The sequence below is a fragment of the Mesorhizobium sp. B2-7-1 genome, from assembly GCF_006440735.1.
Lineage (GTDB): Bacteria > Pseudomonadota > Alphaproteobacteria > Rhizobiales > Rhizobiaceae > Mesorhizobium.
The window spans coordinates 33,116-43,941 of record NZ_VFUA01000051.1; the positions used below are offsets into that span (position 1 = coordinate 33,116).

Genomic DNA, 10,826 nt, shown 5'->3' on the forward strand with positions numbered 1-10,826 from the left:
CAGACAATGCCGGCATTGCATTGACGTGGACAGCCGGGGGGCTTGAACGCGATGATCACTTTGAAGTACTTCGCCGCCGTCCGCGCCGCTCAGAAGAGCCAGCGTCCAGTCGCCGAAATGCCGCCGTTCGACATCGACCGGCTGCGCTCCAAGGGCGGCATTGCTTCCCGCATCGCCGGCTTTCTTCTTGGCGATCCGCGCTGGCTGCTGGCGCTGCTGCGCCGTTTCTGGCCGAATCTCGGCTTCGGCAATTTCCTGCTCGTCACCAAGGGCGCGGACGTTCGCGACATATTGGAGCGCGGCGACGAGTTCGAGACGCCTTATGGGCCGGAAATGGCCGAACTCGCCCGCGGCTCGAATTTCATTCTCGGCATGCAGGACGGCGCCGCGTACCGGCAGATGAAATCGGCGGTGCTGAGCGCTTTCCCGCCAGCGGAGGTCGAAGCAACTGTAAGGCCGATTGCCGAGCGCCATTCGCGCGACATCATGACCCGCGCCAGCCCCGGCTTCGATGCCATCGCCGGATTGATGAAGATCGTGCCGGTGCGCATCTGCCGCGATTATTTCGGCCTCGAGATCGACGACGAAACCGAGTTCGCCGACTGGTCGATCGCGCTCAGCGCGCTGTTCTTTTCCGACCCGACGGCAAATCCCACCACGCGCCAGCTTGCCGTGGTCGGAGGCGATCGGCTGATCAAGGTCATAGACCGCTCGATCGCGGCGGCAAGGGAAAGAGCGGGCAAGGACGACCGGCCGCTTGCCCGCCTCGTCGCGCTGATGGACCAGGGGCGCCTGTCATTGCCCGACATCCATTCCATCATGCTCGGCATGATCGCCGGCTTCGTGCCGACCAATGTGCTTGCCGGCAGCAATTGCCTGGATGTGATCCTGTCGCGAACCGATGCGCGGCAGGCGGTGGATGAGGCAATCGCGGCCGGCGATACCTGCAAGCTCGACCGGGCGATCATGGAGGCCATGCGGTTCAAGCCGATCTGGATCGGGCCGTGGCGCTATACAAGGCGTGACGCGGTCATCGGCAGGGGCACGCGCCGCGAGCGCCTGGTGAAGGCCGGAACCGTGGTGATGCCGGCGACGCTTTCGGCGATGTTCGATCCCGAGATCGTGCAGCGGCCGAACGAGTTCGACACGTCGCGCCCGCATCGCGACTACATGGTTTTCGGCTACGGCATCCATTTGTGCATCGGCGCCGAGATCGCCCGTATCCAGATCGGTGAATGCATCCGCGCCCTGTTCAGCAAACCGAGGCTTGGCCGCGCACCGGGCAGGGCCGGCAAGATGGTCAATATTGGCGCCTATCCGGCAAGCTTGAAGGTCGATTTCGAGCGTTCGGCGCTTTGCCGTACGGCCGACCAGTCGATGGTGACGGTGGTCTGTCCGATTACCCGCGCCATGCCGCTCGATGCGGTGCGCGGCAAGGTCGCCGATCTCGGCAATCCCGCGATCGGCGCGTTGCGCGCCGCGCTCGACAAGGTCGGCACCATACATTTCAGCAGCCTGGCCGCCGTTCCGACCGGCAAGGATGAGAAAACGGGGATGGAGACCGGCGCGCTGGTGCTCGAGCTCTCCGGCGACGGCAGCACCGACGATGTCATAGCCGCCATCGCGCAATCGATCGGGCATCGGTTGCGGCCGATCTTCAGGGATGTCTGCGGCCTGCCGGACGGCGGCTCGCTGGAGGACTTCCTGAAGAGGAACCACATAGAGATATCGCCGTCCTTCGGCAGCGCCGCGGGGCTGGTTTTTTCCGGCACGCCCGGCCATTCCGTGCGCCGCATCCTTGCCGAGGCGCGGCTCGCCGACAGCGTGCGCGAGATCGCCGAAAAGCCACGCGAGGGCGCCGGCAATGCAATGGATGTGCTTGCCGAGGCGCGTCGGCATGTCCGCTGCCTCGGGCAATTCGGCTGGGCGTTCGAACCCGTCGAAAGCCTGTTGGAAAGACCGCCCGGCCACTGGTCGAGCGCGTTGACGACGACGCTTTTGACGCCGAAGATGTTCGCCACCGTCGCGATCGTCGTTCTCGCCTTTTGGCGCATGACCTATGTGCTCGTGTTCGGCAATCCGCATGGCGTCACCTTCGCCAACATCGCGATCGCCGGCGCAGCGCTCCTGCTTACGGTGCTCGGTCTGCTGGCCATTCTCGCGCTGTTCGTGGGCCTTTGCTTCCTGGCGTTGCGGCGGCTCGAGGACAAGGACCGGCCGGCGAATACACCGGTCGACATCGGCGCGCTCGAAAAGATCCTCGCCAATGAGGACCACACCGCGCAGAACAACTTGACGGCGATCTCGACGATGAAGGCGGGCATCTTGCGGCGACTGGCGCTCAGGCTCTCCTTCTACCTGATCTCGATATCGGCGCAGAAAGTGTTCAAGCCGGGCTTCCTCGCCACCATCAACACCATTCATTTCGCCCGCTGGGTGCTTTTGCCTGGCACCGACAGGCTGGTGTTCTTCTCCAACTACGGCGGCAGCTGGGAAAGCTATCTCGAGGATTTCATTGCCAAGGCCTCGGCCGGCCTGACGGGTGTGTGGAGCAACACCGACGGCTATCCGCGCACGCGCTGGCTGTTCCTGGACGGCGCCCGCGACGGCGACCGCTTCAAACGCTGGGCGCGGCGCCAGCAGGTGCCGACGCTGTTCTGGTACAGCGCCTATCCGCATCTCAACACCACGCGCATCCGCATCAACTCCCGGATCAGGCGCGGCATCGCTTCGGCCACCGGCAACGAGGCGCGCGACTGGCTGAGCCTGTTCGGTTCCCTGCCGCGGCCGCAAGCACGGCCGGCGGACGCGACCAGCCTGGCCGAACCGGCGGCAGCGCCGCTCGAAGAGCTGGAATCCGGGGAAATCCAGTCCATCTTCTTTGGACCTCACGGCGCGCTCGGCCATGCGCATATGCTTGCGATCGAGGTGCCGGACGGCTTGCCGGCAGCCAAGCGCAAGGCGTGGCTCGACTTCGTCATCGACAAGACCAGTTTTGGCGATGGCGTGCCCGCCGGCCGCGCCATGACGGTGGCGTTCGGCCCCAACGGCCTGCGCCGGCTGGGGCTCGAAGGCGGCGTCGACGACCAGCCTTTGGACACGTTTCCCGTTGCTTTCCGCCAAGGCATGGGAACGCCCGAGCGCAGCCGCATCCTCAACGATACCGGCCCTGATGCTCCCGACAAATGGCAGTGGGGTTCACCCAAGAAGCCGGTCGACCTCGTCATCGTCTGCTACGCCGAGACGCCGGCCATGTTGAAGGCCGAGATCGCGGCCATGAAGCGGCAGACGACGGGCGCCGGCATGTCCGTGGCAGCCGAGCTGCCGCTGATGGTGCGGCGCGACGGCAAGCGGGCGGTCGAGCATTTCGGTTTCGTCGACGGCGTCTCGCAGCCGATCGTTCGCGGCACGGCGCGCGCCGCCAAAGGGGCGGCGCCGATGCATCTGCTCGCACCCGGCGAATTCCTGTTCGGCTATCGCGACGAGCACGGCTTTTATCCTGCTTCGCCCTCGGTGGAGGCGGCGCTGGACCGCACCGGCATCCTGTCGCAGGTGCGGCGCAACCGCCAGATACCGGGGCAGCCGCCTCCGCCGCGCGATTTCGGCCGCAACGGCACCTTCCTCGTCGTGCGCCAGTTCGAGCAGCATGTCGAATTGTTCGATGATTATTGCCGGCAGGCCGCCGCTCAGGCCGCCGGCGAGACCGGCGATGCGGCCATCACACCGCATTGGGTGGCGGCAAAGATGCTTGGCCGCTGGCAGGATGGAAGCTCGCTGGTGCGCAATCCGAACGGGCGCCCGGGCCGCGGCGTCGACAATGATTTCACGCTCGGCGCCGAAGACCCGCAAGGGCACGCCTGTCCGCTCGGCTCCCACATACGCCGTTCCAACCCGCGCGATTCGCTCGGCGAGGACCGCGAGACGCAGATCAGGATCGGCAAGCGCCACCGCATCCTGCGCGTCGGCCGCACCTATGAGAAGAAGGACAAGGGCGGAAAGACCGAGAAGGGCCTGCTCTTCATGTGCCTCAACGCCGACATCGAACGCCAATACGAGTTCATCCAGCAGACCTGGGTCTCGTCGAACTCGTTCCAGGGCCTGGTCGGCGAGACGGATCCGACGATCGGTGCGCGAGGCGGCGGCGGCCGCTTCTCGATCCCTTCCTGGGAAAAGGTCACCATGCTGAAGGATGTGCCGCAGTTCGTCACCACCAAGGGCGGCGGCTATTTCTTCATGCCGAGCCGCTCGGCGCTGCGCTATCTGATCTCGCGGCTCTGACCGGGGTGCGCTGAAAGCTGTTCGTCGTTCCCGGATGCGACGAACCGGTGGAAACTGCGGCGGAGACGCCGAGCTCGGTTGCTCAGTCGTCGTCCTGCGAATCGGCGATCTGGTTCAGCGCGGCGGCGTTGGTGATGCGCAGGCCGCCACGCTTGATGGCGATCATCTGCCGGCTGCGCCAGTCGTTCAGCGTCTTGTTGACGGATTCGCGCGTCGCGCCGAGGAATTCGCCGAGCTCAGATTGGGAGATCGGAATCCAGCCGGCGGAGTCGGCCATGACGCCGCTCAGGAACACCAGCCGCTTTGCCAGCCTGGCCTCGATGCCGAAGAAGGCCTGGTCGCCCAGCTCGCCGCTGACCCAGCGCAGTCGCGCGCATAGCAATTCGATCATCGCGCGTGCGAGGGGCGGGTTTTTCTCAATGCGATCAAAGAGCTGTGTCCGGCTCAGCGAAACCAGCTCGCAGGCGGTGAGGCAGATGGCGGTCGCCGTGCGCGGGCGCCCATCCAGGGCTCCGATCTCTCCGACCAGGCTGCGCGACAGCTCGATATTGGCTACCAGCTTCTGCCCGCCAGGCGAATAGATCGAAATCTCGACGGTGCCGTTCATCACGCCATAGATGCGGTCGGAAGTGTCTTCTTGGACAAACAAGTGCTGGCCGGCGGCATAGCGCTCCAGCTTGCAGCCGCCGAACAGCAGGTCGAACTGGCGCGGGTCGATGCGCGCCAGGCGCGGCAGGTTTTTGTCGTCCGCGCCGTTTGTAGCCATGATACGATTCCGCCTCTCGTTAGACGGAAATTGTAGGATAAGTGCGTGCTCGATCAAAGCGTCGTCTCCTTCTATGGTGGCTGACCGAATTCGGCAGGCGGCTGACGGAAGTTCCACGTCACGCCCGACACGCCGCAATTGGACAAGCCGGCAAACTGTAAGGAGACCGGGCGCACTGGCGGTTGCGGGCCGATCCTTGGAACGCCGTCCGCGCGCTTGGGTGGGAGGTACCCATGCGCGCAGACAGCAAACCTGAAAATGGCTAGGTGATCGAAATTTCTCCTCGAGAACCGCATCCATATCGCAATCCGGAAGCAGTCTTCGGACACGGCAGTCAGCTCGGGCCGTCGATGCCGCCGTTGCAGCATCTGAGCGCAAGCCCTGTTCGACGTATGTGAAGGTGCTCACAGATATACGCGTCGGGCGGACCGATTGTCATTTTGGAAGTGTATGGTTCACGCCTCGATCAATCTTAGCCTTGCAACCGGCATGATTGCCTAGTCGGCAAAGAGATCAGTCGAAGTATGGCTGGAACCTTGGCTTGACTGCGGCGGACGGTCGGCGTCATGGTTCGCTTTGGGGAGGGGCACGCCATAGCAGCCGCGAAGGGACTCCTTGTAAAGGTTCGTGGCGACGGCGCGGGACTCTCGGTGCGAGGCGGGCCGCCTCGGATCGGCGGAATCGAAGCAGAACCGATCCTCTCTCTGCCGGCCGACGCAGCAAGCGCCGGCACGGCCGCCGACGCGGATCGCGGCGCCACCTGGTTGCGGTTGGCCACGGATGCCGCCGATACGGAAAATCCCTGGGACCACGTCCACGATCTTGTCGCCCGCAATCCTGCGCTGGCGACCGCAGGCGGCGAGGTGCTCGCGGTCGAGCCCGACATCCTGCAGCAATGGGACTACAAGGACAGCGGCGGCGATCGCGGCCAGGGTGCAAGTGCCGCCCCGACATGCGCTTTCGACGACCAGGACCCGAGCGGCGGACAAGCGACGGTGCAGGGCAGGGTCGCCTGGAACGCCGCGCCGGACTTCAGCCAGTTCCTGGCGGCGCGCAACAAGGTGGGCGCCAAGCAGGCCAACATCACCATCGCCCATCTCGATACCGGGTTCGATCCGGGCCACCAAACCATTCCCGCCGCGCTTTTGACAGCGCAGCAGCGCAATTTCGTCGATGATGGGACCGGTCCGAACAACGCGACCGACCACGCTCCGGCCGGCACGCTGACCAGCAACCGCGGCCATGGAACCGGCACGCTCAGCCTGCTTGCCGGCAACAAGCTCGACGGCACGTCGCCGCACTGGCCGGGCTTCACCGATTTCGTCGGCGGCGCGCCGCTGGCGAAGATCCTGCCGGTGCGCATCGCCGACTGGGTGGTGCGGCTGACCACCGGCACCATGGTGCAGGGCATCGACTATGCGCGCCAGCAGGGCGCGCAGGTGCTGTCGATGAGCATGGGCGGCTTCACCTCGCAGGCTCTGGTCGACGCCGTCAACCTCGCCTACGACCACGGCCTGGTCATGGTCACGGCGGCCGGCAACAATTTCACCATCACGCCACGCAGCATCGTCTATCCCGCGCGCTACAACCGCGTGCTCGCGGCCTGCGGTGTGATGGGCGACGGGCGCGCCTATGCCGGGCTCGCCCTCGGCACCATGCAGGGCAATTACGGGCCGCCTTCGAAGATGGCCACGGCGCTCGGCGCCTACACGCCTAACGTGCCCTGGGCCGAGATCGATTGCCGCAAGGTGGTCGACATGGACGGCAGCGGCACGTCGGCCGCGACGCCGCAGGTTGCTGCCGCGGCCGCACTGTGGCTCGCCGAGCATTGGGACGTGGTGAAGAATTATCCCCAACCGTGGATGCGGATCGAGGCGGTGCGCAAGGCGTTGTTCGCCAAGGCCTTGAAATCGACGGCCAAGATGAATGCGGCGGAGACGAAGCAGAAGATCGGGCAGGGCGTTTTGCGGGCCTTCGACGCGCTGGACTTCCCGCCGCCGTCGGCGACCAGCCTGACGAAGCTCGCGCCCGCCAACTACACATGGAGCTGGCTCGACCTTTTGACCGGCGGCAATTCGCTGGCGCCCCCGCCCGCAACGCTTCGGCAGCGAATGATGTTTGCGCTGGAACTGACGCAGATGGCGCAGGTCACGGCGGCAGTCGAACTGGCGATCGCCGACCCGGATGGCGATCCGGGCAGTATTTCGGCCGCGGCGCGCAACCGCTACCTCGAAGCGGCGCTCGACCAGGGCAATCCGTCGAAGCCGCTGAAGGCCTTTCTGGAAGGTTTGCTCGGGCGGCCGGGCGCCAGCGCAACCGCTCCCGCGCCCGCGCCGGTCGTGGGTCCGGCGCCGGCCATCAGGCGCAAGCCGCGGCCGCTGCCGCCGCCGCAACGGCGCCTTCGCATCTACGCGCTCGATCCCTCGGTGGCCAAGCGGCTGGATTCGGTTTCGGTCTACCAGGCGACGCTTTCGGTGCCGTGGGACGACGAGCCGGCGACGGACAAGCCGCTGCTGCCCGGTCCGATCGGCGAATATCTCGAAGTGGTCGATGTCGATCCCGCGTCCGATCGTGTCTACGACCCGGTCGACCTGAATCACAAGGTGCTTCTGGCGCAGGACGGCCTGCCGCCTTCGGAGGGGAATCCGAAATTCCACCAGCAGATGGTCTACGCCGTCGCCATGACCACGATCGGCCATTTCGAGCGCGCGCTTGGCCGGCGGGCGTTGTGGGCGCCGCACTATGCCGAAGCTCCCGGCCGGGCCGGCGACATGACGGTGAAGGCGCATTACGTGCCGCGCCTGCGCATCTATCCGCACGCGCTGCGCGCCGAGAATGCCTATTACAGCCCCGAAAAGAAGGCGCTGCTGTTCGGCTATTTCCCGGCGACCAGCAATGAGGGCGACGTCACCACGCCCGGAACGACGGTGTTTTCGTGCCTGTCCAGCGACATCGTCGCGCACGAGATGTCGCATGCCTTGCTCGACGGGCTGCATCGCCGCTTCCAGGAAGCGTCCAACCCGGACGTGCCGGCCTTCCACGAGGCTTTCGCCGACGTCGTCGCGCTGTTCCAGCATTTCACCCTGAAGGAACTGGTCAGCTTCGAAATCGGCAAGGCTCGGGGCGAATTGTCGGCCGCCTCGCTGCTTTCGGGCATCGCCAGGCAGTTCGGCGAAGGCAGCGGCAGGGCCGGGCCGTTGCGCGAATATGGCGGCGCCGGCATGGCCGATCTCGACTACGACAAGACCTTCGAGGCGCATAACCGCGGCTCGATCCTGGTCTTCGCCGTCTACCAGGCCTTCCTGGCGATCGCCGACCGGCGGACCGACGATCTGATCCAGCTCGCCACCGGCGGCTCCGGCATCCTGCCGGCGGGAACCTTGCATCCGAGCCTGATCGAGCGCCTGACCGACGAGGTGGCCAAGACCGCGAAGCAGATGCTGACCATGTGCATCCGCGCGCTCGACTATTGCCCTTCCGTCGACATCACCTTCGGCGAATATCTGCGCGCGCTGATCACCGCCGACCGCGACGCCTATCCCGACGACCCGCTTCACTATCGTCTGGCCTTCCTGGAATCGTTCCGCAAATGGAAGCTGTTGCCGCGCGACGTCCGCACCATCTCGGAAGAGACGCTCGCCTGGAGCGCGCCGGAGGACCCGTCGCCGGCCTGGTTGAAGGGGCTGCTCAGCAAGATCGACCTCGGCTGGAACCAGAAATTGAAGCGGGCCGAGATCTTCGCGCTCAACGACAAGAACCGCTATGCGCTGTGGAAGGCGATGCACAAGGCCTTCGCCTCCACCCCGGACCTCTACAAGCAGTTCGGCCTGCTGCCCGATCTGCCGCGCTACAATGAGGACGGCACGGTCATGCATGCGCCGAAGAAGGGCGAGACGACCTTCGACATCTACAGCGTGCGCCCGACGCGCCGCGTCGAGCCGGACGGCTCGTTCCGCGTCGAGGTCGTGGCCGTCATCCAGCAGCGCATTCCGGTCGCGCCCGACGGTACGGCGATGCCGCAAGGCATGACCAAGGGCGACGGCTTCTTCTGGTTCCGCGGCGGCGCCACGATCATCATCGACCCGCGCGAGGATTCCGAGGAGATCCGCTACTCGATCATCAAGAACACCGGCAGCGCGGACCGGCAGAAACGTCAGGCCGGGACGATGGCCGCCAACTATCTGTCGCCGCTGAGAGCGCTTTATTTCGGCGGCGAGGTGTCGGAGCCCTTTGCCTTGCTGCATGCCAGCGACGGAGACGACGACCATGTCTAGAAAGCCGGCAGCGAGGGCAAGGCCTGCACAAGCGGCTGTCGCGGCCGCGCAGGCAACCGGCGTCACCGTGCGGCATTACTGCCAGGGCATCGGCGATTGTCACCTGCTTACCTTCAAGAAGGCGGATGGCAAGCCGTTCCGCATGCTCATCGATTGCGGCATCCATGTCTCGATCGCGGGCGGCCCGGCGCTGGTCGGCGACATCGTCGCCGACATCAGGAAAGAGACCGGCGGCAAGATCGATATCCTCGTCGTCACGCACGAGCACTGGGACCATGTCTCCGGCTTCCTGACCGCGAAGGACCTTTTCAAGGATTTCGTCGTCGCCGATGTCTGGATGGCGTGGACCGAGAATCCTGCCGACGCCGAGGCCACGGAGCTGGACAAGTTCAAGGGCCAGGCGATCGCCGCGCTGCAGGGCGTGGGCCAGAGGCTCGACGGAATGCAGGGACTGAGCCCTTACATGGCCGGCGTCCGTGACGGGCTGCAGTCCGTGCTGGGCTTCCAGTTCGGCGCCGCCGGCGAGCGGGTGCGCTCGGCCCGCGACGCGGCGGCCAAGCTTTCGCAAAAACCGTCACCGACCTATTTCGAGCCCGGCGGGCCGCCGGTGTCGATCGATGCATTGCCCAACCTTCGCGTCTATGTGCTCGGCCCGCCGCGCGACAAGGCGGCGCTGCGGCTGGAGGAGAAGGCAAGCGAGATGTTCCCGCTGGCCAGCGGCGGCCCGTTCGCGCGGGCGTTGGCGAGCGGCCTCAAGATGAACGAGGCGGCCGATGCCGATTACGTCGACGAGCTCAGTCCGTTCGAACGCAATGTCGGCACGCCGCTCTCAGCGGCGCTGAACGGCGACAAGGGCAGCGACCCGGCCGTCGATATCGGCGCCTTTGTCCGCAAGCATTACTCTGGGCCGGTCTCGGTCGCGGCCGCGATGGAAGACCGCGACCAGTCCTGGCGGCGTATCGACGCCGACTGGATGGGGATCGCCGCCGACCTTGCCCTTCAGCTCGATCGCGGCGTCAACAACACCAGCCTGGTGCTTGTCTTCGAATTCATCGACTCAGGGCACGTGTTGCTGTTCCCGGGTGACGCCCAGATCGGCAACTGGCTGAGCTGGAAGGACCTGAAATGGCCGGTGGGGCAGGGCACCGTCACATCAACCGATCTTCTGGCGCGCACCGTCTATCTCAAGGTCGCCCATCACGGCAGCCAGAACGCCACGCCGGAAAAACAGGGTTTTGATCTGCTGACGAGCAGCGACCTGTCGGCCTTCATCCCCACGAACAAGGTCGACGCAATGAAAGTGCATTGGGGCGAGATGCCCTATGACGGCATCCTGACCGCGCTCGAGACGAAGACCAAGGGCCGCGTTATACGAGCGGACGATCCGTGGCTGGCGGACAAGAACGGCAAGCCGGCCTTTGCCGCGCCATCCGGTTCGATCCAGGCGGTGCGCAGCGCGCCGCGCGATGCGGCACGCGGGCCGGGCGGGCTTTGGGTCGAGGTGGATC

General features: G+C 65.6%; 4 protein-coding genes. 3 read left to right on the top strand and 1 reads right to left on the bottom strand.

All coding sequences use genetic code 11. The features are described from left to right. The first annotated feature begins 51 nt into the window (after nucleotides 1-51). Entirely contained in the window at nucleotides 52-4,278 is a 4,227-nt protein-coding gene (locus tag FJ471_RS19400) for a cytochrome P450 (RefSeq protein ID WP_140805858.1), read from the top strand. 82 nt (nucleotides 4,279-4,360) lie between these two features. On the opposite strand, the gene FJ471_RS19405 is transcribed toward FJ471_RS19400, so the two are convergent. Further along, nucleotides 4,361-5,044, bottom strand: coding sequence for a Crp/Fnr family transcriptional regulator (locus FJ471_RS19405; RefSeq protein ID WP_140805869.1), 684 nt, complete (start codon nucleotides 5,042-5,044; stop codon nucleotides 4,361-4,363). A 764-nt stretch (nucleotides 5,045-5,808) separates the two neighbouring features. Between FJ471_RS19405 and FJ471_RS19410 the strand changes: the two genes are divergently transcribed. Both FJ471_RS19410 and FJ471_RS19415 read left to right on the top strand, forming a co-directional pair. Beyond that, entirely contained in the window at nucleotides 5,809-9,318 is a 3,510-nt protein-coding gene (locus FJ471_RS19410; protein ID WP_246684768.1) for a S8 family serine peptidase, read from the top strand. Then, nucleotides 9,311-10,826: MBL fold metallo-hydrolase (locus FJ471_RS19415; protein WP_181179567.1), on the top strand; the 1,516-nt coding region annotated here is incomplete at its 3' end. The genes FJ471_RS19410 and FJ471_RS19415, both read left to right, overlap by 8 nt.